At 71.8% G+C, this 25,279-nt stretch carries 19 protein-coding genes and 1 pseudogene; 7 read left to right on the top strand and 13 right to left on the bottom strand.

The features are described from left to right. Positions 1-10: 10 nt before the first annotated feature. Positions 11-703: pseudogene (locus BM064_RS01335) on the bottom strand (IS6 family transposase). 272 nt (positions 704-975) lie between these two features. Between BM064_RS01335 and BM064_RS01340 the strand changes: the two are divergent. From BM064_RS01340 to BM064_RS01370, 7 genes are all read left to right on the top strand, one after another. Beyond that, positions 976-2,556: an ABC transporter substrate-binding protein gene (locus BM064_RS01340; RefSeq protein ID WP_092857061.1), complete on the top strand. Its 1,581-nt coding sequence runs from the start codon at positions 976-978 to the stop codon at positions 2,554-2,556. An 80-nt stretch (positions 2,557-2,636) separates the two neighbouring features. Next, on the top strand, positions 2,637-3,557 hold the full coding sequence (locus BM064_RS01345; protein ID WP_092857063.1) for an ABC transporter permease: 921 nt from the start codon (positions 2,637-2,639) through the stop codon (positions 3,555-3,557). Beyond that, positions 3,547-4,443, top strand: coding sequence for an ABC transporter permease (locus BM064_RS01350; protein ID WP_092857065.1), 897 nt, complete (start codon positions 3,547-3,549; stop codon positions 4,441-4,443). Before BM064_RS01345 ends, BM064_RS01350 begins: the two co-directional genes overlap by 11 nt. After that, the gene (locus BM064_RS01355) at positions 4,440-5,444 is read left to right on the top strand and encodes an ABC transporter ATP-binding protein (protein WP_245779014.1); all 1,005 of its coding nucleotides are present in this window, start codon (positions 4,440-4,442) and stop codon (positions 5,442-5,444) included. Before BM064_RS01350 ends, BM064_RS01355 begins: the two co-directional genes overlap by 4 nt. Further along, positions 5,434-6,456, top strand: coding sequence for an ABC transporter ATP-binding protein (locus BM064_RS01360; RefSeq protein ID WP_092857067.1), 1,023 nt, complete (start codon positions 5,434-5,436; stop codon positions 6,454-6,456). The genes BM064_RS01355 and BM064_RS01360 overlap by 11 nt, the downstream gene beginning before the upstream one ends. 118 nt (positions 6,457-6,574) lie before the next feature. Beyond that, positions 6,575-9,967: an acetyl-CoA carboxylase family protein gene (locus BM064_RS01365; protein WP_092857069.1), complete on the top strand. Its 3,393-nt coding sequence runs from the start codon at positions 6,575-6,577 to the stop codon at positions 9,965-9,967. Between the two features lie 39 nt (positions 9,968-10,006). Then, entirely contained in the window at positions 10,007-11,626 is a 1,620-nt protein-coding gene (locus BM064_RS01370; protein WP_092857071.1) for an AMP-binding protein, read from the top strand. Between the two features lie 596 nt (positions 11,627-12,222). Here the strand turns inward: BM064_RS01370 and BM064_RS01375 are convergent. The 12 genes from BM064_RS01375 to BM064_RS01430 form a co-directional block, all read right to left on the bottom strand. After that, entirely contained in the window at positions 12,223-12,888 is a 666-nt protein-coding gene (locus BM064_RS01375) for a class II aldolase/adducin family protein (protein WP_092857073.1), read from the bottom strand. Next, entirely contained in the window at positions 12,885-14,153 is a 1,269-nt protein-coding gene (locus tag BM064_RS01380) for a four-carbon acid sugar kinase family protein (RefSeq protein WP_092857075.1), read from the bottom strand. The genes BM064_RS01375 and BM064_RS01380 overlap by 4 nt, the downstream gene beginning before the upstream one ends. Positions 14,154-14,208: 55 nt before the next feature. Further along, positions 14,209-15,228, bottom strand: coding sequence for an ABC transporter ATP-binding protein (locus BM064_RS01385; protein ID WP_281244843.1), 1,020 nt, complete (start codon positions 15,226-15,228; stop codon positions 14,209-14,211). Beyond that, a complete protein-coding gene (locus BM064_RS01390) occupies positions 15,225-16,211 on the bottom strand; it encodes an ABC transporter ATP-binding protein (RefSeq protein WP_092857077.1) in 987 nt (328 codons plus the stop codon). Before BM064_RS01390 ends, BM064_RS01385 begins: the two co-directional genes overlap by 4 nt. Beyond that, positions 16,208-17,092: an ABC transporter permease gene (locus BM064_RS01395; protein ID WP_092857079.1), complete on the bottom strand. Its 885-nt coding sequence runs from the start codon at positions 17,090-17,092 to the stop codon at positions 16,208-16,210. Before BM064_RS01395 ends, BM064_RS01390 begins: the two co-directional genes overlap by 4 nt. Then, a complete protein-coding gene (locus BM064_RS01400) occupies positions 17,089-18,105 on the bottom strand; it encodes an ABC transporter permease (RefSeq protein ID WP_092857081.1) in 1,017 nt (338 codons plus the stop codon). Before BM064_RS01400 ends, BM064_RS01395 begins: the two co-directional genes overlap by 4 nt. 122 nt (positions 18,106-18,227) lie before the next feature. Beyond that, positions 18,228-19,826 (bottom strand): ABC transporter substrate-binding protein, encoded by a 1,599-nt coding sequence (locus BM064_RS01405; protein WP_218160914.1) that lies wholly within the window; start codon positions 19,824-19,826, stop codon positions 18,228-18,230. A 38-nt stretch (positions 19,827-19,864) separates the two neighbouring features. After that, entirely contained in the window at positions 19,865-21,145 is a 1,281-nt protein-coding gene (locus BM064_RS01410) for an aminotransferase class III-fold pyridoxal phosphate-dependent enzyme (RefSeq protein WP_092857083.1), read from the bottom strand. Positions 21,146-21,390: 245 nt separating this feature from the next. Then, positions 21,391-22,071, bottom strand: a complete 681-nt coding sequence (locus BM064_RS01415) for a TetR/AcrR family transcriptional regulator (protein WP_092857085.1) — start codon at positions 22,069-22,071, stop codon at positions 21,391-21,393. A gap of 625 nt (positions 22,072-22,696) precedes the next feature. Further along, a complete protein-coding gene (locus BM064_RS01420; protein ID WP_218160915.1) occupies positions 22,697-23,425 on the bottom strand; it encodes a glutathione S-transferase family protein in 729 nt (242 codons plus the stop codon). Between the two features lies 1 nt (position 23,426). Beyond that, positions 23,427-24,230 (bottom strand): enoyl-CoA hydratase-related protein, encoded by an 804-nt coding sequence (locus BM064_RS01425; protein WP_092857087.1) that lies wholly within the window; start codon positions 24,228-24,230, stop codon positions 23,427-23,429. An 8-nt stretch (positions 24,231-24,238) separates the two neighbouring features. Then, positions 24,239-25,222 carry a quinone oxidoreductase family protein gene (locus BM064_RS01430; protein ID WP_245779015.1) on the bottom strand — a complete coding sequence of 328 codons (984 nt, stop codon included), beginning with the start codon at positions 25,220-25,222 and terminating at the stop codon, positions 24,239-24,241. Positions 25,223-25,279 lie beyond the last annotated feature (57 nt).

The raw sequence follows: 25,279 nt of genomic DNA on the forward strand, positions 1-25,279 counted from the left end.
GGCCCCGCCCTCAGGCGGCAGCTTTCTCATGCCAGGTCGCGAAGGCCTCCGCCCGGCGCCTCTTCACCGTTCGTCGGGAGAGCAGGTGACGGTGGATGCTGAAGGGGTTTCAGGCGGCGGCGTGGATTGAAAGGAACCGCTGCGCCGAGCCGGGCGAGCGGACTCCTCGCCTCTGGCGCTCCTTCTTGCGGGTTGGTCGGTGCGGGACTTCTGCCCGATAGTTCGATCGCTCGCCGGTCACATGGCGGTTCGCCAGGCCGAAATCCCGCAACGCCGCGCCGTAGGAGCGCAGCCGGTCGGTGGCGATGGGCTCCGGCGCAAAGCCCCGTCGTTTGAGCGGCTTGCGCGGCAGCTTCAGCGCCGCTCTTCGATCAGGCCGAGATTGGACGAGCGCTTCGAGCGCCTCGCCCTCGTCGTCGACAGCGCGCCGGAGATGGTGGATCCGGCCCCGGATGCGCAGGAAGACCTCGTCCAGGCGCCAGCGGCCGGAGGGCCGAGGGCGTCGCTTTCGGATCCGCTGGGCAAAGGCGGCGCCGAACGTGGGGGCCCAGCGGCGCGCCGTCTCGCAGGAGGCGGCGATGCCGCGCTCGGCCAGCAGGTTCTCGACATCGCGGCAGCTGAGGGCGAGCCGAAGGTGGAGCCAAACCGCGTGCTGGATGGTGAGCGGCGGCAAGCGATGTCGGGCGAAGGAGACGGGGCGCATGCCCGGGCTTGTCGCGCCGCGTCTCGGGTCGCCGACCGGTTTGCGTGTCAAAGCCGATTGGCGGAGGCGCCGGATATCCAAAGGTCTCCAGCTGCTTACATGCTTCCTTAACGTCAACTCGCCGCCGGGAAGACCGCTCCGCCCGGCGAGAGCGGATCGTCAGGTTGGCGAAGTTAATTTGACTTGCATCTGGTCGCAGTGTCAGAATGTCGCAATCCGAGACCTCGCCAGCAGAGCGGTCCGGTGGAGGAAACGCACCAGGGAGAGCTTCAATGGTCCATCCGAGATGGGGCGCCGTCCTGGCGCTCGCCGTGGCCTTTTCAGGGACGGCCTTTTCCGCGAGTGCGCAGACGAAATCGTCGCTGACGGTCGCGCTGGCCGCGGAATCCACCACCATGGACCCGGCCAAGTACTCGGCCGGCGTCGATCAATACTATATCGGAACCATGTTCGAGCAGCTGGTCCGGCCCGGTCCGGATGGCGAGCGGATGAACTGGCTGGCCGAGAGCTGGGAGGTCCTGGAGGTCGACGGCAAGCCCGTCATCGACGTGAAGATCCGGCCCGGCGTGACCTTCCACAACGGCGATCCGCTGACCGCGGCCGACTTCGAGTTCGCCTACGAGCGCCTGCGCGATCCGGCCGTCTCGCGCTGGCCTCACTACCAGGCGAACGTCGCGCAGTTCGAGATCGTCGACGACCTGCACTTCAAGCTGCACTTCACCCAGGGGGACGCGAACTACGTCGCCAACTGGCTGCAGCTGTGGGCGATCCCGAAGGCCTATTTCGAGGAGGTCGGCGAGGACGAATTCGCCCAGCGCCCGATCGGAACCGGCCCGTGGAAGTTCGTCTCCCGCAGCGTGAAGGAGGAGCTCGTCCTCGACCGCTACGAGGCCTACTGGAACGAGGAGCATCACCCCACGGTCGACCGGCTGATCGTGAAGATCATCCCCGAGGACCTCACCCGCGTCGCGGCCTTCCGCACCGGGGACGTCGACTGGATCGACTCGGTGCCCCCGGCGATGATCGAGGAGGTCGAGGCGCTGGACAACGTCGCCACCGCCAGCCGCGTCTCGGGCAACAACCTGTTCTTCGACATGGACATGACGCCCGAGGACTCGCCCTTCCGCAAGCTCGAGGTCCGTCAGGCCGTCGCCTACGGCGCCGACATCGACGCGATCATCGAACAGGTGCTGTTCGGCCAGGGCCAGCGCTACGTCCAGGTCGGCCCGGGCGAGACCGCCTACGACCCCGAGCTGAAGCCCTACCCCTACGACCCGGCCAAGGCGATGCAGCTGCTGGCGGATGCGGGCTATCCGAACGGGTTCGAGACGAACTGCTACAACCTGATCACCCCGCGCGAGCCCAACATCAAGGAGATGGGGGAGGCGTTCTTCGCCTATCTCTCGGCCATCGGCATCCGCTGCAACATGAAGAACCTCGAGTACGGCGCCTGGATCAACGTCAACCGCCGCGCCGAGGACACGCCGCAGATGGAGGGGGGCATCCTCTCGCACATGTGGGGCCACGGCGTGCCGGGCGATCCGGGCACCGCGTGGAGCGGGCACCTGCACTCGTTCGTGCCCGGCGAGGGCTGGGGCTCCTACTCCCACACCGCCGGCCATCCCGAGATGGACGAGATGGTCGAGGCGGTGAACACGATCATGGACCCCGACGAGCGCGAGGCCGCGCTGAAGGAGATCGCCCGCAAGAAGCACGAGCTGGTGCTGGGCGGTCTGACCACCTACCGGCCGCTGGTCACCTTCGCCTGGCGTGCGGACAAGGTGGAATACACGCCCTGGCCGCATCCCGGCTTCTGGCGGAATTTCCAGGAGATCGGCCTCAAGCAGGACTGATCCGCCCGGTTCCTCCGAACCCCGGTCCGGCGGCCCCTCGCAGGCGCCGCCGGCCGAACCTTCGCGACCAGGGAGCCGTCATGCTGGGATACTTCGCCCGCCGTCTGCTGCAGGGCTTCATGTCGATCGTCGGGGCCTCGATCGTGATCTTCACGATCACCCGGCTGACCGGGGACCCCGTGGTGCTGATGCTGCCGCCGGAGGCGCCGCCCGACGTGATCGACGCGCTGCGCATCAAGCTGGGCCTCGACCTGCCGCTGTGGCGGCAATACCTGATCTTCGCCGGCGATGCGCTGCAGGGCGACTTCGGACGCTCCTACCGCTGGGAGATGCCCGCGCTGGACCTGGTGCTGGACCGGCTGCCGGCGACGATCCTGCTGTCGGCGGTGGCGCTGGCCTTCTCGATGGCGGTGGCGATCCCGTTCGGCGTGCTCTCGGCGGTGAACCGCGGGGGCTGGGTCGACCGCTTCGGCAAGGTCTTCGCCATGGCGGGCCAGGCGATGCCCAACTTCTGGGTCGGGCTGCTGCTGATCCTGATCTTCGCCATTCACCTCGACTGGCTGCCGGCCTACGGCGCCGGCACGCCGGCCCATGTCGTCATGCCCGCCATCGCGCTGGGCTGGTATCCGGTGGCGGCGCAGACCCGCATCGTCCGCTCGGCGATGCTGGACGTGCTGGACAGCGACTACATCCGCATGGGCCGCAGCGTCGGCACGCCGGAGTTCTCGCTGGTGTGGAAATACGCGCTGCGCAACGCCGCGATCCCGCTGATCACCATGCTGGGCGTCTATTTCGCCGCGATGCTCGGCGGCTCCTTCGTGGTCGAGGTGGTGTTCGCCTGGCCGGGCCTGGGCCGCACGGTCGTCGAGGCGCTGTTCGCCCGCGACTTCCCCGTGGTGCAGGCGGGCGTGCTGTTCGCCGCCGCCATGTTCGTCGTGGCGAACCTGCTGGTCGACCTGAGCTACGGCATCGTCGACCCGAGGATCCGTCATGGCCGTTGAAGCCGACCTCGCCCCGGCCGACACGGCGGCGCCGCGGCCCCGTCGCCGCTGGCGGCTGCCGTCGGCCGGGGTCCCCTGGTTCTCGGGGCTGATCCTGCTGCTGCTGGTGGTCTGCGCCATCGGCGGCGACGCGCTGACCCCCTGGAACCCCGCGGCGCTGGACCTGCGCGCCAACTTCCAGCCGCCCGTGTGGGCGGAGGGGGGAAGCTGGGCGCATCCGCTGGGCACCGACAACCTGGGCCGCGACATCCTCAGCCGGATCGTCGCCGGGGCGCGCGTGTCGCTGGTGGTCTCGCTGTGGGCGATCGTGCTGTCGGGGGGCATCGGCTCCCTCGCGGGCATGGTCGCCGGCTACTTCGGGGGCTGGGCGGACGTACTGATCATGCGGCTGGTGGACATCCAGATGTCGATCCCGCCGCTGGCGCTGGCGCTGATCCTGGCCGCGGTGCTCGAGCCCGGGCTGGAGACGGTGGTGATCGTGATCGTGGTCACCTACTGGACCTGGTACGCGCGCATCGTGCGGGGCGAGATCCTGTCGCTGAAGGAACGCGACTACGTGGCGCTCGCCAAGGTGGCGGGGGTGGGGTCGGCCACGATCTTCCACCGCCACCTCGCGCCCAACATCCTCAACACCATGCTGGTGCTGGCCACCCTGCAGATCGGGCAGGTGATCATCTTCGAGGCGTCGCTGTCGTTCCTCGGCCTCGGCATCCAGTCGCCGGCGATCTCCTGGGGGCTGATGCTGGCCGACGCCCGGGCGTACCTGACCAACGCGTGGTGGGCGATCACCATGCCGGGCGTCGCGATCATGCTGGTGTGCCTGTCCTCGAACCTCTTCGGCGACTGGCTTCGCGACGTGCTCGATCCCCGGAGGAAGCAGCTGTGACGGATGCGGACGCGCCGGCCCTCGCGGTCGAGGACCTCGTGATGGAACTGCACCTGCGCCGGGGCGTGCTCCGCCCGGTGGACGGGGTCAGCTTCGAGGTCGGGGCCGGCGAGACGCTGGGCATCGTGGGGGAGAGCGGATCGGGCAAGTCGATGACCTGCCTCTCGATCCTGCGCCTGTTGCCGAAGCCCGCGGGACGCATCGCGCGGGGCTCGGTCCGCGTGGGGGGCGTGGACCTCACGCAGCTGAGCGAGCGGGAGCTTGCGCGCGACTGGCGGGGGCGGCGGCTGTCGATGGTCACCCAGGACCCGATGACCTCGCTCAACCCGGTGTTCACCATCGGCGACCAGGTCGGCTCCCCCCTGCGCCACCACCGCATCACCCGGACCCTGCGCGAGACGCGCGCCCGCGCGGCGGCGGCCCTGGGCCGGGTGCGCATCCCCTCGCCCGAGCGGCGGCTGGACGAGTATCCCCACCAGTTCTCCGGCGGCATGCGCCAGCGCGCCGTCTCGGCGATGGCCATCGCCTGCGAGCCGCAGGTGATGATCGCCGACGAGCCGACCTCGAACCTCGACGTCACCATCCAGGTGAAGATGATCGAGCTCTACCGCGAGATCCAGAAGGAGACGGGCGTGGCGATCGTGCTGATCACCCACGACATGGGCGTCGCCGCCTCGATCTGCGACCGGGTCGCGGTGATGTACGCGGGGCGGATCGTCGAGCAGGGGCCGTCGCGCGCGATCTTCCGCCGTCCGGCGCACCCCTACACCCAGGCGCTGCTGGACTCGATCCCCCGGCTGGGGGCGCGCCGCAAGCGGCTCTTTGCGCTGGGCGGCCAGCCGCCGGACCTGCTGGACCTGCCGCGGGGCTGCCGCTTCGCCGCCCGCTGCCCCAAGCGGATGGCCCGTTGCGACGAGGCCTACCCGCCGGAGTTCAAGCTGCCCGACGGCCATGTCTCGGCCTGCTGGCTCAGCGAGTCGGAGGCGGTCCATGCTGCTTGAAGCGCGCCACCTGGTGAAACGTTTCGACGTCGGCGGAGGACTGTTCCGCCGCGCCGGTCAGGTCCACGCGGTCGAGGACGTCAGCTTCGGGATCGAGCCCGGCCGCACCTTCGCCCTCGTGGGCGAGAGCGGCTGCGGCAAGACCACCGTCGCCAAGCTGATGCTGCTGCTGGAGCGTCCCACGGCCGGCGAGGTCGTCTACCGCGGGCGCGCGGTCTCGGGCCTCTCGGGCGGGGCGCTGACCGAGTTCCGCTCCGAGGTGCAGGCGGTCTTCCAGGACCCCTATTCCTCGCTGAACCCGCGCCTTCGGGTGGGCCGCATCGTGTCGGAGCCGCTGCTGGTCCATAACCGGATGAGCGGGGCCGAGGCGCGCAAGCGCGTCGACGAGGCGCTGGAGGTCGTCGGCCTGCCGCGCGCCGCAGCCAAGCTCTACCCGCACGAGTTCTCCGGCGGCCAGCGCCAGCGCATCGCCATCGCCCGCGCCCTGGCGCTGCGGCCCAAGGCGCTGGTGCTGGACGAGCCGACCTCGGCGCTGGACGTCTCGATCCGGGCGCAGATCCTGAACCTGCTGTCCGACATCCAGGAGGAGTTCGGCCTCGCCTACCTGATCATCGCCCACGACCTGGCGCTGGTGGAGCACTTCTCCCACGAGACGGGGGTCATGTACCTCGGCGCCCTGGTGGAATGGGGGCCGACGCAGACGGTCTTCGACCGGCCGCGGCATCCCTACACCCAGGCGCTGCTCGCCTCGGCGCCGCATCCCGACCCCGATCATCCGCCGCCCGGCGACGTGATCCGGGGCGAGATCGGGTCTGCGCTCTCGCCGCCGGCCGGGTGCCGGTTCCACCCCCGCTGCCCGCATGCCTTCGCCCCCTGCGACCGCGCCGAGCCGGCGACGACCGACACGGGGCAGGGGGCCTGGGCGCGCTGCCACCTTCTCGACGCGGGCGCGCCCGCCCCGGTCCGCCGCGGCGAGCCGGCGCGCGCAGGCGCCGCCGGGCGCCCCGCCTGACCGCCGGGCCCGCCCGACGCGCCGTCGCCTTCGGCGGCCGGCGCCCCGGCCGCCAAAGGCGGCGACGCCTCGGCCGCGTCCCGGCCCCCTCTTCCGTCCCGTTTCCAGGAGCCTCTCGATGAGCCTCTCCGCGCTGATGATCGCCAACCGGGGCGAGATCGCCATCCGAATCGCCAACGCGGCCCGCGACCTCGGGCTGAAGACGGCGACGATCCACCCCGCCGACGACGCCGACAGCCTGCACGTCCGCCGGGCCGACGTCGCCGTCGAAGTGGCCGGGGCCGGCGCGGCCGCCTATCTCGACATCGCCGCGGTGATCGCAGCGGCGAAGGCGGCGGGCTGCGACGCGGTCCACCCCGGCTACGGGTTCCTGGCCGAGCGCGCCGACTTCGCCGCCGCCTGCGCCGAGGCGGGGCTGGCCTTCGTCGGGCCCACGCCCGCGCAGCTCGAGCTGTTCGGCGACAAGGCCCGCGCCCGCCAGGCCGCGGTCGCCGCCGGCGCCCCGGTCAACGCCGGCATCGACCGCGCCGTGACAGCGGAGGAGGCGCGCGCCTTCCTCGCCGACCTCGGCCCGGGCGGCGCGATGATGATCAAGGCGATCGGCGGCGGCGGCGGCCGCGGCTCCCGCGCCGTGCTGTCGGACGCGGAGGTGGCGGAGGCCTTCGCCCGCTGCACCTCCGAGGCCCGCCTCGCCTTCGGGCGCGAGGACCTCTACGTCGAGGCCTTCATCCCCCGCGCCCGCCATGTCGAGGTGCAGATCGTCGGCGACCGCCACGGCGCGGTGGCGCACCTGGGCGAGCGGGAATGCTCGATCCAGCGGCGCTACCAGAAGATCATCGAGATCGCGCCGGCGCCCAACCTCGACCCCGGCCTGCGAGAGGAGATCATCGACGCGGCGCTGCGCATCGCCCGGGGGATCGACTACCTCAACCTCGGCACCTTCGAGTTCCTGGTCGACGCCACCGGCCGCCCCGGCGCCCAGCCCTTCGTGTTCATCGAGGCCAACGCCCGCCTGCAGGTCGAGCATACGGTGACCGAGGCGGTGACCGGCGTGGACCTGGTGCAGACCCAGCTGCACGTCGCGGGCGGCGCGAGCCTCGCGGAGCTCGGCCTCGACGATCCGGCCGTCGCCCGCCCCCGCGGCTATGCCGTGCAGGCGCGGGTGAACCTCGAGACCATCGGGGCCGACGGCTCGGTGAAGCCCGGCGGCGGGCTGATCGAGACCTACGAGCCGCCCACCGGTCCCGGCCTGCGCGTCGACGGCTTCGGCTACCGGGGCTATCGGACCAGCGGGCTCTACGACTCGCTGCTGGCCAAGGTGATCGCCCATGCCCCGACCGGCGGCTTCGCGGCCGCCGCGGGCCGGGCGGAGCGGGCGCTGGGCGACTTCCGGCTGGAAGGGGTGCGCGCCAACAAGTCCCTGCTGCGCGCCATCCTGCGCCATCCCGACGTGCTGGCCGGCGAGGTGCACACCCGCTGGGTCGACGAGCAGATCGCGACCCTCGCCGCCGCCGCGGAGGAGGAGGCCGCGGCCCCCGAAGCCGCATCCGGCGACGGCTACGCCGGCGCCCGCATCGACCGCGACGACCCGCTGGCCCTCTTCGCCCACGACGCCGCCTCCAAGGCCGCCTCCAAGGCCGCCGGCAAGGCCGCGCAGGAGACGGCGGCCCCGACCAGGGACGGCGCCGTCGGCCTCGTGGCCCCGATGCAGGGCACGCTGGTCAGCATCGACGTCGAACCCGGAGAAGCCGTCTGGGCCGGCCGTCAGGTGGCGCTGGTCGAGGCCATGAAGATGGAGCACGTCATCGTCGCCGACCGCTCCGGCATCGTGCGCGAGATCACCATGAAGCCCGGCGACGTGGTGCGCGAGGGCTGGCCGGTGGTCTATCTCGAGGAAGCCGAGGTCGAGGCCGGCGCCGACGCCTCGGCGGCCGAAGAGATCGACCTCGACCACATCCGCGCCGACCTGCAGGAAGCCATCGACCGCCACGCCTACACCCTCGACGAGAACCGCCCCGAGGCCGTGGAGAAGCGCCACGCCCGCGGCTTCCGGATGCTGCGCGAGAGCGTCGAGGAGCTGGTCGACGCGGACTCCTTCACCGAGTACTGGCCGCTGATCGTCGCCCACCGTCACCAGCGCCACGACATGGAGACGCTCCGCCGGACCACGCCGGCGGACGGGGTGGTGGCGGGCACAGGCTCGATCAACGGCGACCTGTTCCCCGACGACCGCTCGCGCGCGGTGGTGGTGGGCTACGACTACTCGGTGCTCGCCGGCACCCAGGGCCGGAACAACCACTACAAGCAGGACCGGATGTACGAGCTGGCGCACCGGTTCCGCATCCCGCTGGTGCTGTTCTCCGAGGGCGGCGGCGGCCGGCCCGGCGACGATCCCGACGGGCCGCGGGTGGCGCTGGACGTCACCACCTTCACCACCTTCTCGTCGCTGTCGGGCCTGGTGCCGATGGTGGGGATCAACAACGGCCGCTGCTTCGCGGGCAACACCGCGCTGCTCGCCTGCTGCGACGTGATCATCGCGACCGAGGCCTCGACCATCGCCATGGGCGGCCCGGCGATGATCGAGGGCGGGGGCCTGGGCATCTACACGCCCGAGGAGGTGGGGCCGATGTCCTTCCAGGCGCCCAACGGCGTGGTCGACATCCTGGTGAGGGACGAGGCCGAGGCGGTGCGGGTCGCCAAGAAATACCTCTCCTACTTCCAGGGCGCGCTCGACGACTGGACCGCCCCCGACCAGCGCCGCCTGCGCCACGTGGTGCCCGAGCGGCGCACCCGCCTCTACGAGATGCGCGACGTGATCCACGGACTCGCCGACGAGGGCAGCGTGCTCGAGATCCGCGAGAAGTTCGGCATCGGCATCATCACCGCCTTCATCCGCATCGAGGGGCGGCCGCTGGGCGTGATCGCCAACAACCCCCATCACCTGTCGGGGGCGGTGGACTCGGACGGCTCGGACAAGGGCGCGCGGTTCCTGCAGCTGTGCGACGCCTTCGACATTCCGGTCGTCAGCCTGGTGGACTGCCCCGGCATCATGGTGGGGCCCGACCACGAGCGCACGGCGCTGGTGCGCCACTGCGCGCGGCTGTTCAACGTGGGCGCCAACATGACCGCGCCGCTGTTCACGGTGATCGTGCGCAAGGCCTACGGCCTTGGCGCGCAGGCGATGTGCGGGGCAGGGACGCTGGTCGGCTTCATGACCGTCGCCTGGCCCACCGCCGAATTCGCCGGCATGAACATCGAGGGCTCGGTCAAGCTGGGCTTCCGAAACGAGCTGGCGGGGATGGAGAACCCGGCCGAGCGCAAGGCCGAGTTCGACCGCCGCGTCGCCGAGGCCTACGAGACCGCGCGCGCCGTGAACGCGGTGGCGGGCGGGGGCGTCGACGACGTCATCGACCCAGCCGAGACCCGCGCCTGGATCTCGCGGAGCCTGCGCCGCCTGCCTCCCGTCCCGCCGCGAACCGGCAAGAAGCACCCCTACATCGACACCTGGTGAGACCGCCGCGAGCGTCTCCCTCCGCCCGAGGACCGCGCCATGACCGACCAGCCGACCCGCCGCATCCCCGCGCCGGAGGACTGCGTCTTCCGCCACCTGCTCGACGCCCACGCCGCGGCGACGCCGGACGCCACCTTCGCCGTTTTCGGCATGGACGAGCCCGACTGGACCTGGGCCGACGCCCGCCGCAAGACGCTGGAGACGGCGAACGCCCTGCGCGACCTCGGCGTGCGCCAGGGCGACCACGTTCTGTGCTGGCTCGAGAACGGGCCCGCCCTCGTGCGCCTGTGGCTGGCGATCAATCACCTGGGCGCGGTCTTCGTGCCGATGAACACCGCCTACAAGGGCGGGCTGCTGGAACATGTCCTGCATCTCGCCGACGCCGAGGTGCTGGTCTGCCACGCCGGCCTGGTCCCGCGGCTGGCGGACGTGGACACCGGCCCGCTCCGCACCGTCGTCGCCCTCGACGCCCCGGCCGAGGCGCCCAACGCCGCCGTCAGGGTCCTGCCCGAGAGCACGCTGACCGCCGGCTCGCCGACCGAGGCGCCGCCGCTCGACCGGCCGATCCAGCCCTGGGACGTGCAGGCGATCCTGTTCACCTCCGGCACCACCGGGCCGTCGAAGGCGGTTCTCGCCTCCTACGTGCAGATCAACACGCTGGCCCGGGTCTCGATCCCCACCGCCGACGCCTCGGACCGGGGGCTCGCGCATTCGCCGATGTTCCACATCACCGGCATGTCCAAGATCGCCTGGGCGATGGCGATGGGCGGCTCGCTGGCGGTGCTGGAGCGGTTCCGCACCGAGACCTTCTGGGCCGATGCGCGGCGCACCGGCGCGACCTTCGTGGTGATGATGGGGACGGTGGCGACGTTCCTCTCCAAGCTGCCGCGCGGGGAAGACGAGATCGAGACGCCCCTGCGCCTCGCGCTGCTCGCCCCCTCCAACGCGGAGTCGGAGGCGCTGTGCCGGCGCGCGGGCCTCGCCTACTACTCCGTGTTCAACATGTCCGAGACCGCCTCGCCGATCATCACCGAGATCAATCCCGACGTGCCGGGCGCCTGCGGGCGGACCCGGCCGGGGATCGAGGCCCGGATCGTGGACGAGCATGACGAGGAGCTGCCCCACGGCCAGGTCGGAGAGCTGATCCTGCGCTCGGACGACCCGTGGGTGTTCTGCTCGGGCTATTACAAGAACCCCGAGGCGACAGCCGCCGCCTGGCGCAACGGCTGGTTTCACACCGGCGACGCGCTGCGCCGGGACGCGGCGGGCAACTTCTTCTACGTCGACCGGATCAAGGACGCGATCCGTCGGCGGGGCGAGAACATCTCTTCCTTCGAGGTGGAGATCGAGGTGCAGGCCCATCCCACGGTCGCCGAATGCGCCGCGGTGGCCGTCGCCTCCGAGCATGGCGAGGACGAGGTGCTGGTGGCCGTGGTCCCCGCCCCCGGCGCCGTCGTCGATCCGGCGGAACTGCTCGCCTTCGCGCGCGAGCGGATGCCGCACTACATGGTCCCCCGCTTCATCCGGGTGATGGAGGCCCTGCCGAAGACCCCGACGCTGAAGGTGCAGAAGGCCCAGCTCCGCCTCGAGGGCGCGACCCCGGACGCCTGGGACCGCGAGGCCGCGGGCGTGAGCGTGAAGCGCGAGGCCGTCCGCTAGGACCGCGCGCGCCGCGGCGTCGAGGCTCCGCCGCGAAGCGCCACGACCCGCCCCGGCTCCCGCGCCGCCCATGGACGCGAGCCGAAGGCATCGAGGACGAGCGCCAGGGATTCGCCGCCGATGCCTCCGGCTCGCGTCCAGATGCGGACCCTGCGGCCGTCGGTCGGCGCATCCCGGACGATGTCCGCGGACCCTCGCCGGTTCGAGCGGTTCGTCGGGGCCGCGATACGCGAGAGCTCGGCGGCTGACGTGAACGGCGCCGAACATCCGGACGCGAGGCATGTGCGCGAGCGCGGCCGCCGGATGCTTTCCAAGGCGTCAATCACCCGAGGCGCGCGAAACGGCGAACCTGATGGGGCAGAGATCCAGTCCACGCGTCAAAGCCCGCCCGCCGTATGCAATGCGCCTTGGTCGCGAGGGCGCGCTCGACCGTATCCCCGACCGCCTTCACCCGGGCGCCGAGCGCCATTGCCGGGAGGCCGGGATGGAGATCGGATCGTTCCTCGTCCACGCCGCCCGGCAAGGCGCGCAGGGGGGCGAGGCCGAGCCGCCGCGCCTCGGGGCCGGGCTTGCGGCCTTGCAGGTCGGCGCCGACGTCAGCCCTTCGCGGCCGCGGGCGTCACGCCGTAGGCGCCCGCCGCGTAGGCGGCGCGGACGTCGCGCATTTCGGCCTCGGTCAGCAGCACGATGGGCGCGTTCGCGGAGCAGGCCAGCAGGTACTGGCGGGCGAGGGCCTCGAGCTTTTCCAGGCGGCCGAAGGCGGTCTCCAGGTCCGGGCCGAAGGCGATGGCGCCGTGGTTGGCCATCAGGCAGGCGTGGAAGCGGGTCCCGACGGTCTGCGCCACCGCGTCGGCCAGCGCCTTCGTGCCGAAGGTCGCGTAGGCGCAGCAGGGGACCTCGTCCCCGCCGAAGCCCGCGACCATGTAGTGGAACGCCGGGATCGGCCGCCGCAGCGCCGACAGCGCCACGCAGTGCGGCGGGTGGGCGTGGACGATCGCCCCGACCTCGGGCCGCGTCTGATAGATCCGGGCGTGCAGCGCCCATTCGGAGGAGGGGCGGAACGACCCCTCCCACGCTCCGTCGAAGCCGGTCGGCACGCATTGCGCGGGCGTCATCCGATCCGGCGGGATCGAGCTGGGGGTGATCAGCATCCCTTGCTCCGCCCGCACCGAGATGTTGCCGGCGGTCGCGTTCGACAGTTCCCGCGCGATGGCCTCCCGGCTGAGGTGGACCAGCGCCTCGCGGCTCTCCGCCTCGGTCATGGCTTCATCTCGTCCAGCGCGCGCAGGAAGGCGTCCGGCGCGCCCATCTTGCCCGACTTCAGGTAGAGCGACAGCGGCGCCGCCCCCTCGGCCACGCAGAAGCCGCCGCCCTGCGGGCCGCGCGGCATCGCCCGCAGCCGCGGCACGGCCAGCGCCTGGGCGATGGCGCCCGAGGTCTCGCCGCCGCCCACGAGGATCCGCCGCGCGCCCCGCGCCTGCACCCCGGCGGCGACGCCGGCCAGCAGCCGCTCGGCCTTGCGCGCGGCGCCCAGCACGCCGAGCGCCGCCTGCGCGCGCTTCACCCCCTCGGCGTCGGCGAGGGTGGTGACGGCGAAGGGGCGGTCGCCGAGGCGCGCGGCCGCCCAGTCGAGGGCGGCGGCGATCCGGGCCTCCTCGGGCGAGGGATCCAGCAGGTCGAGGCGCAGGACCGGGTGGCCGGCGCCCTCGAATTCGGCGAGCTGCCCCTCGGCCACCGGCCCGACGGAGCCGACGAAGAGCGCGGCGGGTCCGTCGACGTGGCGGGGAGAGGGCGCCTCCCCCTCCCGCCCTGCGGCCCGCGCCAGGCCGAAGGCGATCACGAAACTGTCGCTGCCGACCATGGCTCTGGCGTCGGCCGAAAGGCGCGTCGACATCGCCACGTCCGCGTCGTCGCTGGCGTCGAGCATCACCAGCCGCGCGCCCTCGGCGACGCGGGCGGCCAGCGCCTCGCGCGCGGCGGCCTCGCCTTTCGCCATCTCGAAATGGCTCAGCAGGGGGACCGGCGCGCGGGTGGAGCGGGACAGGAACCGGGCGAGGTTCGGGTCCGCCATCGGCGTCACCGGGTCGAAGCGCTTGTCGGACTCCGACAGCAGGACGCCCCGGTAGAACATGTGGCCCCAGTGCACGGTCAGCCCGAACTCGGTGTAGCCGGGCTGGATCAGCAGGGGCGCGCCGAAGCGGTCGGCGAGACGGTCGGCGACGGGGCCGATGTTCCCCTCCTCGGTGCAGTCGAAGGTGCCGCAGACCTTGTAGCCGAAGGCGGCGCAGCCGGCGGCCTCGAGCGCGTCGAAGGCGCGGCCCGTCTCCTCCAGCGCCTGCGCGACGGGGGCGAGGCGGGCGCGGGTGGCGACGACGGCGAGGGGGGCGCGGGGCGGATCGGTCGCCGCCGCCTCGGCGCCCAGGATCACCGGGCAGGCGAGGCCCGCCTCCTCGAAATAGCTCGCGACCAGCAGGCCGCCGGTCAGGTCGTCGGAGACGAAGCCCACCGCGGGCGCGGCTGGGGTCATGTCGGGTCCTCCCTGCGGGGGCGGGGCGGGCTCTGGCGGCCCGCCTCCGGATGGGTCAGGCCGGGCCCGGATGGTGACAGGCGACGCGGCCGGCGCCGTCCGGGGCGGGGGCCAAGGCCGGCGCCTCGCGCCGGCACAGCTCGCTCGCCCGCGGGCAGCGGGTGTGGAAGTGGCATCCCTGCGGCGGGTCGAGCGGCGAGGGCAGGTCCCCCTTCAGCACGATCCGCCGCCGCGCCCGCTCGGCCCGCGGATCGGGGCGCGGGATCGCGGACATCAGGGCCTGCGTGTAGGGGTGCTGCGGCCGGGCGAAGAGGTCCGCCACCGGCGCCGTCTCGACGATCCGGCCCAGGTACATCACCGCCACGCGGTGCGAGATGTGGCGGACCACGCCAAGATCGTGGGCGATGAACAGGTAGGCGCAGCCCAGCTCCGCCTGCAGCTCCTGCAGCAGGTTCAGCACCCCCGCCTGGATCGAGACGTCCAGCGCCGAGACCGGCTCGTCCAGCACGATCAGCCGCGGGTTCAGCGACAGCGCGCGGGCGATGCCGATGCGCTGGCGCTGGCCGCCCGAGAGCTGGTGGGGATAGCGCGCGGCCGTGTCCGCGGGGAGGCGGACGAGATCGATCAGCTCGGCGATCCGGGCGCGAAGCCGGTCGGGCGGCAGCTCGGCCAGGCGCAGGCCCTCGGCCAGGATCTGCGCGACGGTCAGGCGGGGATGCAGGCTCGCCATCGGGTCCTGGAAGACGATCTGCATCTCCTTGCGCAGCGCGCGCAGGCGGGCGGGATCGGCGGCGGCGACGTCCTCCCCCGCGAGGCGCACCTCGCCCCGCGTCGGCTCGATCAGGCGCAGGATGCAGCGGCCGAGCGTGGACTTGCCGCAGCCGGACTCGCCCACCAGGCCGAAGGTCTCCCCCGCATGGACGTCGAGATCGACGCCCGAGACGGCGCGCACGGTGGCCACATGGCGCCCGAGCAGCCCGCCCGAGATCGGGAATTCCTTGGCGAGGCCGCGGACCCTGAGCACCGGCTCGGCGGTCGCCGCGGGCGTGACGGGGTGCGGATCCATGGCGGTCATGCCGGCGCCTCCTGCGGGGTCCGCACCGGGAAGTGGCAGGCGCAGCGGCCGGCGCCGAGGCGGCGCAGGGGCGGGTCCTCGGTCATGCAGATCGCTTGCGCGCGGCCGCAGCGCGGATGGAAGCTGCATCCGGGGGGGCGGGAGAAGATCGAGGGGGGCGTGCCCTCGATCTGGCGCAGGGGCCCGTCGGCGTCGAGCGTGGGCACCGCGTCGATCAGGCCGGCGGTGTAGGGATGCGCGGTCTCGTAGAAGATCGGGTCGGTGGGGCCCGTCTCGACCACGCGGCCGCCGTACATCACCGCGATGTCGTCGGCCATGCCGGCCACCACGCCGAGGTCGTGGGTGATCAGGATCAGGCCGATGCCGAGCTCCTTGCGCAGGTCCCCCAGCAGGTCGAGGATCTGGGCCTGCACGGTGACGTCGAGCGCCGTCGTCGGCTCGTCCGCGATCAGCAGGTCGGGCGAATTCGCCAGCGCCATCGCGATCATCGCCCGCTGGCGCATGCCCCCCGAGAACTCGTGCGGATGCTGGCGCACGCGGCGGGCGGGTTGCGGGATGGCCACCAGCTCGAACAGCCGTTCGGCCTCCTTCAGCGCGGCGCGGCGGGTGATCGAACGGTCGTGCAGGCGGATCGCCTCGATGATCTGGTCGCCCAGCGTGATCACCGGATTGAAGGCCGACAGCGGGTCCTGGAAGATGCAGCCCACCGCCTTGCCCCGGATCCGGCGGATCTTCGAGGGCGACATGCCGACCAGCTGCTCGCCCTTGAACCGGGCCGAGCCGGAGATGCGGGCCGTGGGCGGCAGCAGCTGCAGGAAGGCCATCATCGCCACCGACTTGCCCGAGCCGCTCTCCCCCACCACGCCCAGCACCTTGCCGGGCTCGAGCGTGAGGTCGACGCCGCGAAGGGCCTCGGCCTCCTCGCCCCGATCGTTGCGGAAGCTCACGCGCAGGTCGGCGATGTCGAGCAGCGGCGCGCTCATGCGGACCTCCGGTCGAACAGGTCGCGCAGGCCGTCGCCGAGGAAGGAGCTCGCCAGCACCACCGACAGGATCGCCATGCCGGGACCGAAGGCGATCCACCAGTTGTAGAAGCGCGTCGCCCCCTCGGAGATCATCGAGCCCCATTCCGGCGAGGGCGGCGTGGCCCCTAGCCCGATGAAGGACAGCGACGCGGCCAGCAGCACCACCTGGCCGAAATCCATGGTCGCGTTGATCAGCGTCGGCGTCCAGCACAGCGGCAGGACATGGACCACCAGGATCCGGCCCGAAGGGGCGCCGCCGGCGACCGCGGCTTCGACATGCTCGCGCTCGCGCACTTCCAGCACCTGGGCGCGCATCAGGCGGGCGTAGATCGGCCACCAGACGATGATCATGGCGATGGAGGCGTTCAGCAGGCCCGGCCCCAGCATCGCGGCGACGGCCATGGCCAGCAGGATCGGCGGGAAGGAGACGGTGACGTCCACCAGCCGCATGATGATCGAATCCCACCAGCCGCCGAAGAACCCCGCCACCGCGCCCAGCGCCGAGCCGATGGCGACCGCGCAGGCCACGACGACGAAGGCGATGGGGATCGACCAGACCGCGCCGTGCAGGGTCCGCGCGAAGACGTCCCGCCCCAGCGCGTCGGTGCCCAGCCAGAACTCGGCCGAGGGCTCCTGCAGCCGACGGCCGACCATCTTCAGCGGATCGGCCAGCGGCCAGAGCTGGATGGTCAGCACCACAACCACCCAGAACAGCAGGATCGCGGCGCCGACCTTGGCGGTCGGCGGCAGGCGGCGCCAGGCGCGCGCCAGGCCGACCAATGGGCGGCGGCGCGGGGCGGGGAGGACGGCCCCGGGCGCAGCGTCGGGCGCGGCGGTCATCCGCCCACCTTGATGCGCGGGTTGGCCCAGGCGTAGGCGATGTCGGTCAGCAGGTTGGCGAGAAGGAAGGCGATGGAGCCCACGATGGTCACCCCTCCGATGGCGGGATAGTCGAGCGAAGCTGCGCCGCGCACGGCATAGCTGCCGATGCCCGGCCAGGCGAAGATCGCCTCGGTCAGCACGGCGCCGGTGATCAGGTAGGCGAAGGTGAAGCCGAGGATGGTCAGCAGCGGGATCAGCGCGTTGCGCAGCGCGTGGTTGATCAGCACCACCCGCTCCGGCGCCCCCTTGGCCCGCGCGGTGCGCGCGTAGTCCTGGCTGAGCCCCTCGATCAGGGAGGACCGCACCAGGCGGGTGATCACGCCCGAGACCGCCCAGCCCAGCACCAGCGCCGGCAACGCCAGATGCGCCAGCGCCTGCGCGAAGAGGTCGAGATCCCCCGCCAGCAGCGCGTCGACGGTATAGAAGCCGGTGACGTCCGGCGGCGGCTCGACCCGCGGCGGCAGGCGGCCGGTGCCCGGAACCAGGGCCACGCGCACCGACAGCAGGTAGAGCAGGATCAGCCCCGACCAGAAGATCGGCAGCGACGAGCCGATCAAGGCGAAAATCCGCGCCAGCCCGTCGAAGACCGAGCCGCGGAAGCGGGCCGACAGCAAACCTAATCCCACGCCCATGATCGTGCCGATGATCATCGCGGCGAAGACCAGCTCCAGCGTGGCGGGCAGCCGCTCGGCGATGTCGACGGCCACGGGGCGGCGGGTGGCGAAGGACGTGCCCAGATCGCCCTGAAGCAGGTTGGAGATGTAGATCCCGTAGCGGACCGGCAGCGGCTGATCGAGGCCCCACTGGGCCTTCACCGCCGCGACGATCTCGGGATTGTCCATCATCCGCTCGGGCACCAGCGCGGCCAGCGGGTCGCCCTTGGTCATCTGCGACAGCAGGAAGGAGACGCTCGCCACGCCCAGCAGCAGGAACGGAATGGCGATCAGCCGACGGGCGATGTAGGCGAGCATGATCCGGGGTCGTCCTTGTCCTGCGTCCGGCCCCCCCGCGAGGCGGCGGGCCGCGCGAAGCGGCGGGCCGCGCGAGGCCCCGGGTCAGGCCCGGGGCGCGTCGCGGGGCCCGCCGTCAGGCCTTACTTGCGGCTGATCTCGGCCAGCGGCAGGTTGCAGCAGGCGGAGTAGCGCACCCCCTCGATGTCCGAGCGATAGGCCAGCACCAGGTTCGGCGAGACGAGGGGGAGGATGATCGCCTCCTTCATCATCTCCTCGGCGATCTTGGCATAGATCGCGTCGGCTTCCTCGCCCGAGGCGGCCAGCGCCTGCGCGTAGAGCTTCTCCTCGGTCTCGTTGCGCACCAGGGCGCTGTCGCCGACGCCCGCGCGGTTGGCCCAGGGGAAGCCCTCCATCATGCCGAAGTAGGACACGTACTGGCCCGAGCCGTAGTAGTCGGGCGCGTAGTAGATGGCGGTCACGCCCCACTCGCCCGCGCCCAGTTCGTCGCGCCAGACCGACCAGGTCAGGGGCTTCAGCTCCAGCTCGACGCCCGCCTCGGCGAAGTCCTGCTGGACCTTCTGCATCATGATGTTGAAGTCGACGCCGTAGATGTTGTCGTTGGGATAGCCCGCGACCAGCTTCAGATCCTCGGCGCCGGCGGCGGCGAGCATCTCCTTCGCCTTCTCCAGGTCGCGCTCGCGCGGGGTCAGGCCGGCGGTGCCGGGGAAGCCGTTGGGGATCGGGGCCGCCTGCCGGGCGCCCGCGCCGCCCACGGTGAAGTCCAGCACCCCCTCGTAGTCGATGGCCAGCGCCAGCGCGGTGCGGACCTCCGGCGTGAGCACGTCCTTCATGCCCTTCGCGCCGGGGATGAAGCCGACGTAGAGGAAGTTGTAGGAGGGCACGACCTCGGTCGTCACGTCGTCCGAGCGGATCGAGCTCGCGGTGTCCGGGTCGATCTGCATGGCGATGTCGACCTGCCCGGTCTCCAGCGCCTGCGCCTGGCTCACGGCGTCGCTGATCTGGGTGACCACGATCTCGGAGAAGCCGGGCGCCTCGCCGTGGTAGGCGTCGTTGCGCCCCAGGCGCAGCTCCGCCTCGGGCGAATACGCCTTCAGCATGTAGGGGCCGGAACCGGCGGAGTTCGCGAGGAACCAGGGCTCGGCCTTGTCCTCGGTCGCGGCCTCCTCGCCGGCGATCGCGCCGTTGGCCATGGCGACCTCGGCGTTGACGATGCCGCCGTAGGGGGCGGAGACCTTGTTGAGGAACTCCCCGTTCGGCGCCTCGAGCGTGACCTTCACGGTCTTCGCGTCCACCGCCTCGGCCCCCACCAGGCCGTCCATCAGGAACGAGGGCGAGCCCTTCAGGTTCTTCAGCCGCTCGAAGCTCCACACCACGTCCGAGGCCTCGACCGGGCTGCCGTCGGCGAAGGTCGCGTCCTTGAGGTGGAAGGTGAACTCGGTGAAGTCGTCGTTGACCTCCCAGCGCTCGGCGAGGTTGGGGACCAGGGACTTGTTGTCGGGCGCCAGCGTCACCAGCGTCTCGTAGACCGCGGTCAGGTAGAACTGGCAGGTGTCGCAGAAGGCCCGCTGCGGATCGAGCGAGTTCACGTCCATCGAGCGCGCGATCACCAGGGTGTCCGACCCCTGGGCGAGCGCGGGAAGCGAGGTCAGCGGGGCGGCCATCGCCACGCCCGCGAAGGCGAGGGCGCGCAGGCCCCTTTTGGTATCGAAGTGCATCATGGTCGGGTTCCCTGTCGGCGCGTTGGCTGTCGACCGCGTCAGTGTTCGGCCACCAGGGCCGCCATCTTCGCCAGGGCGGCGGGCGGCTCGATGGATGCGCGGTTCTTCTTGACGTGCTCGAGCGCGGCGCCTGTCGCGTCGAGCGTTCGCCGGATGTCGTCCTCGGTCATCGCGGCGTTGATGAACATGTTGTGGTAGGGCGAGAGATAGACGCCCCGCTCCATCGCCGCCTGGCAGAAAGCATAGCCGAAACGGAAGTCGGGGTCGTCGTCGAACAGCACCATGGGCATGGTGGCGGGGCCGGTCGACTTGATCGGCAGGCCGAGGGTCCGCCCCTGCTCCAGCAGCCCCTCGCGGAACATCGTCCCGATGCGCTGGAGATGCTCGAGGTAGTCGGTCTCGCGCACGATGCGCAGGGTCTCGACGGCCGCCGCCATCGGCACGGCCGAATACCAGAACGAGCCGGTGACGAAGATCTTCTGCGCCGCCTCGCGGGCCTTGTCGTTCCCCATCAGGGCCGAGATCGGCTGGCCGTTGCCCAGCACCTTGCCCCAGGCCGAGAGGTCGGGGCGCACGCCCAGCGTCTCCCAGCTGCAGTCGCGGGCGATGCGCAGGCCGGCGCGCACGTCGTCGACGATCAGCAGCGCGTCGTGCTGGTCGGCGACCGCGCGGGCGGCGCGGGCGTATTCGGCGTCGGGCAGCTCCTGGTCCGCGAAGGTGTCATGCCGGAACGGGGCGGCGAAGATCCCGGCCAGGTCGTCGCCCGCCTGCTTCGCCGCGTCCTCCAGCGCCTGGGGGTCGTTGTAGTCGTAGTAGATCAGGTGGGCGCGATCTTCGGGCAGCACGCCGCCGGGGCGGGGCGTGTTCCACGGGACCGCGCCGTGGTAGGCCTTGTGGGCGACCAGCACCTTGCGCTTGCCCTGCCTCGCGCGGGCGATCATCAGCGCCATGGTGGTGGCGTCGCCGCCGTTCTTGCAGAACATCGCCCAGTCGGCGTGGGAGACCATGTCCACCATCGCCTCGGCCAGCTGCACCATCGGCTCGCCCGGCCCGGTCACGGTGTCCGACAGCGCCTGCTGGCGCTGGACGGCCGCCATCACGTCGGGATGGCGATAGCCGAGAAGGTTCGGGCCGTAGGCGCACATGAAGTCGATGTAGACGTTGCCGTCGACGTCGGTGATCCGGGTTCCCTCGGCCTGCGCGAAATACTGGGGATAGCCCTCGGGCATCATCGCCGTGGACATATGTCCATACATGCCGCCGGGGATCACCTGGGCCGCGCGTTCGCGAAGCTCGGCATCCTTGGTGTTGCGTCTCATCGCGGCGGTCTCCGGCCTTCTGGAACTGGGTTTCGCAGAGAAGGCTAACGGAGTGGGATTTCGACCGGCAACGACTATTCATACGCAGCCGATCACCGATTCCGGGCGCACGCGGCCCCGGGCGCAAGCCCCTGCCGACTCGGCCGAACCGCTTGATTGTCCGATCTTCTTTCGGCGCACGACGGCGTGAGCCTCATGTCGGGAGCCTCCGCGCCCGCCCTCGGGCGACCGTCTGAAACCCGAATTTATTCGAGTAACTCGCCGCTGTTCGCGGGAAGCGCCGGCAGATGCTCGGGCAGGTAGCAGCGAAGATAGGCCACCGCGGCGCGCAGGGACTCCTCGAGGAAGGGGTCCGTCACCACCCCGTGGCGCGCCCAGGAGATCGCCCAGATCCCGTCGATCAGGCCGAAGGCGTTGCCCAGCCACTCGTCCAGGCCCTCGAGCCCCCGGCAGTCGAAGCGCGCCCGCATCTGCGCCGCCCGCAGCCCGGCCATCGAGGTGTTCCCGTTGAGGTCCAGCGTGCGCACCTCGACGCTGACCCCGGCCCCCATGAACAGCCGCAGGGCGGCCGGGTGGGCGTTGAGATAGTCGCGCCCGATCGCGTGCCGCGCCCGCACCAGCTGCTGCCAGCTGTCCGGGGGCGGCGCCATGGGCCGCAGGTTCAGCTCGGTCAGGTCCTGGTGATAGCGGCGCGCCAGCTCGATCAGGATCGCGTTGCGGTTGGGAAAGAAGTGATAGACCGAGGGCAACGGCACGCCCGCCCGCTCCGCGATCATCGCCAGCGTGACGTCGGCGTCCGGCCGCTCCACCAGAAGCTGCTCGGTCACGTCCAGGAGGCGGGCGAACCGCTCCCGTCCCCGGCGACGCTGCGGCGGCCGGGCCTGCGAGAGCGCGGCGGGCCGTCCGCTCGGGGATCTCTTGACCATCCTCGGCGCCTGCCAGCCGTGCCGCCGCGTGTCAAGCGGACGTGACCTGCCCCCGAGGATCTCTCAGTCATGACGAGAGGCTGCGGGTGATGATCGGGGAGTCCTCGGTCGCCGGGGGCGCAAGCGCGCAGGGCGAGGAGCCCCCAGCTGGCTCAAGGGCTCTGAGGCGTAGACCGGAAGGCGGCTCTGAAATCGCTGCGCAAACGTCTCAAGCGGCGGGGTTTCGTGCCCGCAGCGACCGTGACCGACGGGCTGCGCTCCCATGGGGCGGCCTTGCGGGATCCTGGCCTCGCGGACCGCCATGCGGCCGGCGGCCGCTCGAACAGCCGGGCCGAAGTCTCGCACCGGCCAACCCGCCGGCGGAAGCGTCGGAGGGGCGGGTTCGGATCGCCCGGTTCCGCCCAGGTTTTCCTCGCGCCCGACGCCGCCGTCTCCACCCGCTTCAACATCCAGCGTCACCTGATTTCCCGCCGCACCATGAAGAGGCTCCGGGCCGAGGCCCTCGCGACCTGGCATGAGAGCGTTGCCGCCCGAGGGCGAGCCCCATGGTCCTCGCGGGCGCCATCCCGCCAACGTGTCGAAGCCGGTGGAAGGGGCGATCGGCAGCATCCGGCGGATCGGCTCTTCAGGCCGGGTCCACGAAGGGATCGAAGCGCGCGCGCGCATAGGCGGGGCGGGACTGGACCGCGGCCCACCACGCCGCCACGCCGGGACGGGCCGAGGGCGCGAGCGCCTCCGGCGCGATCTCCTCCGAGACCCGCTTGACGAAGGGGGCGACGGCGATGTCGGCCAGCGAGTAGGCGCCGCCGATCAGCCAGCCGCCCGCCATCATCCCCTCCATCTGGTCGAGCAGGGCGAGCAGCGCCGCCTTCGATTCCGCCAGCTCCTCCTCCGTATACGGACGCCGCGCGACGCGCTGCCAGACGTCCCGACGCTCGGCGCTCGGGATTCGCTCCAGCGCCGCCTGGAGCTCGGCGTCCGTCATCTTCTCGGCGCGCTTCTGGATCGAATGGCGCCAGTTGAAGCGGATCAGGTGCCCGATCTGCCCGTCGACATGCCGGACCCAGTTCCGCATCAGCGCCAGGTCGTAGGGATCGCGCGGGCGCAGCGGCGGGTCGGGGAAGACCGCGTCGAGATATTCGCAGATCGTGCCGCTCTCGTGCAGCGGGCGGCCGTCGTGCAGCAGGGTCGGCACCACGCCGAGCGGGTTCACCGCCAGGTATTCGGGGCTGTGCTGCTGCTGGCGCGACAGGTCCACCTCGCGCCCCTCCCAGGCGAGGCCCTTCTCCTCGAGGAACAGGCGGACCCGGCGCGAGGCGCTCGACTTCCAGGCGTGATGCAGGATCAGGGTCATCTCAGCGTCCCGTGAAGTTCGGCTGGCGCTTCTCGTGGAAGGCCGCGCGGCCCTCCCGGAAGTCGTCGCTGTCGCGGCAGAGGCGGGACAGGCGCTCGATCTCCGCGGGGTCGCGCGCGTCGGGGTCGCCCACGATCTGCGCGACGGTGCGCTTGGTGGCGTGGATCGAGAGCGGCGCGTTCGAAGCGATCCGGCGCGCCAGGTCCATCGCCTCGTCCCAGAGCCTCTCGGGCGGCAGCACATGCTCCACCAGCCCCCAGGCGAGCGCGGTCTGCGCGTCGACCCGGTCGCCGGCATACAGCAGCCGGCGGGCGCGCGCGGCGCCGGCCGCCTCGACCAGCCGCGCCAGCCCCTCGTGCCCGTAGGCGATGCCGAGCTTCGCCGCCGGCACGCCGAACTGGGCGTCCGTGGCGGCGAGGCGGATGTCGCAGTTGAGCGCGGTCATCAGCCCGCCGCCGATGCAGTAGCCGCGGATCGCGGCGATGGTCGGAAGCGGGGTCTCGGCCAGGCGGCGCTGCCGGTCGAGGAAGCTCGTCCCGTGCTGCTTCGGCCCGTCGAAGCCGCCGATGTCGGCGCCCGAGATGAAGGCCCGCCCGCCGAGCCCGGTAAGGATCAGCACCCGCGCCTCGGCCTCCGCGACCTCCAGCGCCTCGATCATGCCGGCGGTCGCTTCGACGTCGAGCGCGTTCATCTTCTGCGGGATGCTGATCGCCAGCGTGGCGATCCCCGCCTCGACCGCGAGGCCGATGCGGCCGTCGGCGAAGCTCCGCTGCGGGGCCCAGTTCGGGGGATAGGCTTCGGTCATCGGGTCTCTCACGGAACGAGGACGACGGGCGCGGTCAGGGCGCGCCCCTCGAGCAGGCGATGCGCCTCGGCGGCGCGGGCGAGCGGCAGGCGGTCGGCGATGGGGGTGCGGATCAGCCCGCTTTCCAGCGCCTCGAACAGGGCGCGGGCGGCGGCCTCGGCCTCCTGCGGGTCGGCGATCCAACTGCGCAGCGTGGGGCGCGTGACGACGATGGACTTGGAATGCAGCCGCTGCAGGTCGAATTCGCCCACGTTGCCCGAGGCGGTGCCGTAGCTGACCACCATGCCTCGCGGCCGGATGCAGTCGAGCGACTTCAGGAAGGCGGCCTTGCCGATCCCGTCGTAGATCACGTCCGCGCCTCGCCCGTCGGTCAGCTCCATCACCCGCTCGGCGAAGTCCTCGGTCCCGTAGTCGACGACCGCGTCGTAGCCATGCGCGCGGGCGATCTCCGCCTTGGCGGGCGAGCCGACGGTCCCGATCATCCGGGCGCCCAGCGCCGCGCCCCACTGGCCGAGGACGAGGCCCATGCCGCCCGCCGCGGCGTGGACCAGCGCGACCGTGCCCGCCTTCACCGGAAACAGGCGGCGCAGCAGGTATTCCGCGGTCAGCCCGCGCAGCAGATAGCCGCCGACGACCTCGTCGGGGATCGCGTCGGGCAGCGGGATCAGCCGCGAGGCGGGGACCAGCGTGTGCCCGGCATAGCTGCCGCCGCCGATATAGCCGACGCGCGTCCCGACCGGCGGCCCGCCGGCGCCTTCGCCCGGCGCCTCCACCACCCCCGCCGCCATGTGGCCGAGCGTCAGGGGAAGGGGTTTCGCCGTGTGGGGCCCGCCGTGGTCGCCCTCCCGCTCGTAGATGTCGGCGTAGTTCACGCCGATGGCGGTGTTGCGGACCAGGGCCTCCTGCGGGCCGGGATCGGGAAGCTCGACCTGGTCGAGCCGCATCGCCTCGGGTCCGCCGTGGCGGTGGATCCGGATCGCCGTCGTTCGCAAGCGCGCCTCCTCCTGTGTGCATGAAACCCGCTTCTGCGGCGGGAAATGAGCTGTCAG

Origin of the sequence: Albimonas pacifica (assembly GCF_900113695.1) — a bacterium.
GTDB lineage: Bacteria > Pseudomonadota > Alphaproteobacteria > Rhodobacterales > Rhodobacteraceae > Albimonas > Albimonas pacifica.

Bases quoted from the DNA above. Each gene is read 5' to 3' on its own strand.
- BM064_RS01420 (WP_218160915.1), bottom strand. From the start codon at position 23,425: ATGACCCTGATCCTGCATCACGCCTGGAAGTCGAGCGCCTCGCGCCGG.
- BM064_RS01415 (WP_092857085.1), bottom strand. From the start codon at position 22,071: ATGGTCAAGAGATCCCCGAGCGGACGGCCCGCCGCGCTCTCGCAGGCC.
- BM064_RS01345 (WP_092857063.1), top strand. From the start codon at position 2,637: ATGCTGGGATACTTCGCCCGCCGTCTGCTGCAGGGCTTCATGTCGATC.
- BM064_RS01400 (WP_092857081.1), bottom strand. From the start codon at position 18,105: ATGCTCGCCTACATCGCCCGTCGGCTGATCGCCATTCCGTTCCTGCTG.
- BM064_RS01425 (WP_092857087.1), bottom strand. From the start codon at position 24,230: ATGACCGAAGCCTATCCCCCGAACTGGGCCCCGCAGCGGAGCTTCGCC.
- BM064_RS01340 (WP_092857061.1), top strand. From the start codon at position 976: ATGGTCCATCCGAGATGGGGCGCCGTCCTGGCGCTCGCCGTGGCCTTT.
- BM064_RS01370 (WP_092857071.1), top strand. From the start codon at position 10,007: ATGACCGACCAGCCGACCCGCCGCATCCCCGCGCCGGAGGACTGCGTC.
- BM064_RS01410 (WP_092857083.1), bottom strand. From the start codon at position 21,145: ATGAGACGCAACACCAAGGATGCCGAGCTTCGCGAACGCGCGGCCCAG.
- BM064_RS01360 (WP_092857067.1), top strand. From the start codon at position 5,434: ATGCTGCTTGAAGCGCGCCACCTGGTGAAACGTTTCGACGTCGGCGGA.
- BM064_RS01375 (WP_092857073.1), bottom strand. From the start codon at position 12,888: ATGACCGAGGCGGAGAGCCGCGAGGCGCTGGTCCACCTCAGCCGGGAG.
- BM064_RS01385 (WP_281244843.1), bottom strand. From the start codon at position 15,228: ATGACCGCCATGGATCCGCACCCCGTCACGCCCGCGGCGACCGCCGAG.
- BM064_RS01405 (WP_218160914.1), bottom strand. From the start codon at position 19,826: ATGATGCACTTCGATACCAAAAGGGGCCTGCGCGCCCTCGCCTTCGCG.
- BM064_RS01380 (WP_092857075.1), bottom strand. From the start codon at position 14,153: ATGACCCCAGCCGCGCCCGCGGTGGGCTTCGTCTCCGACGACCTGACC.
- BM064_RS01350 (WP_092857065.1), top strand. From the start codon at position 3,547: ATGGCCGTTGAAGCCGACCTCGCCCCGGCCGACACGGCGGCGCCGCGG.
- BM064_RS01365 (WP_092857069.1), top strand. From the start codon at position 6,575: ATGAGCCTCTCCGCGCTGATGATCGCCAACCGGGGCGAGATCGCCATC.
- BM064_RS01390 (WP_092857077.1), bottom strand. From the start codon at position 16,211: ATGAGCGCGCCGCTGCTCGACATCGCCGACCTGCGCGTGAGCTTCCGC.
- BM064_RS01395 (WP_092857079.1), bottom strand. From the start codon at position 17,092: ATGACCGCCGCGCCCGACGCTGCGCCCGGGGCCGTCCTCCCCGCCCCG.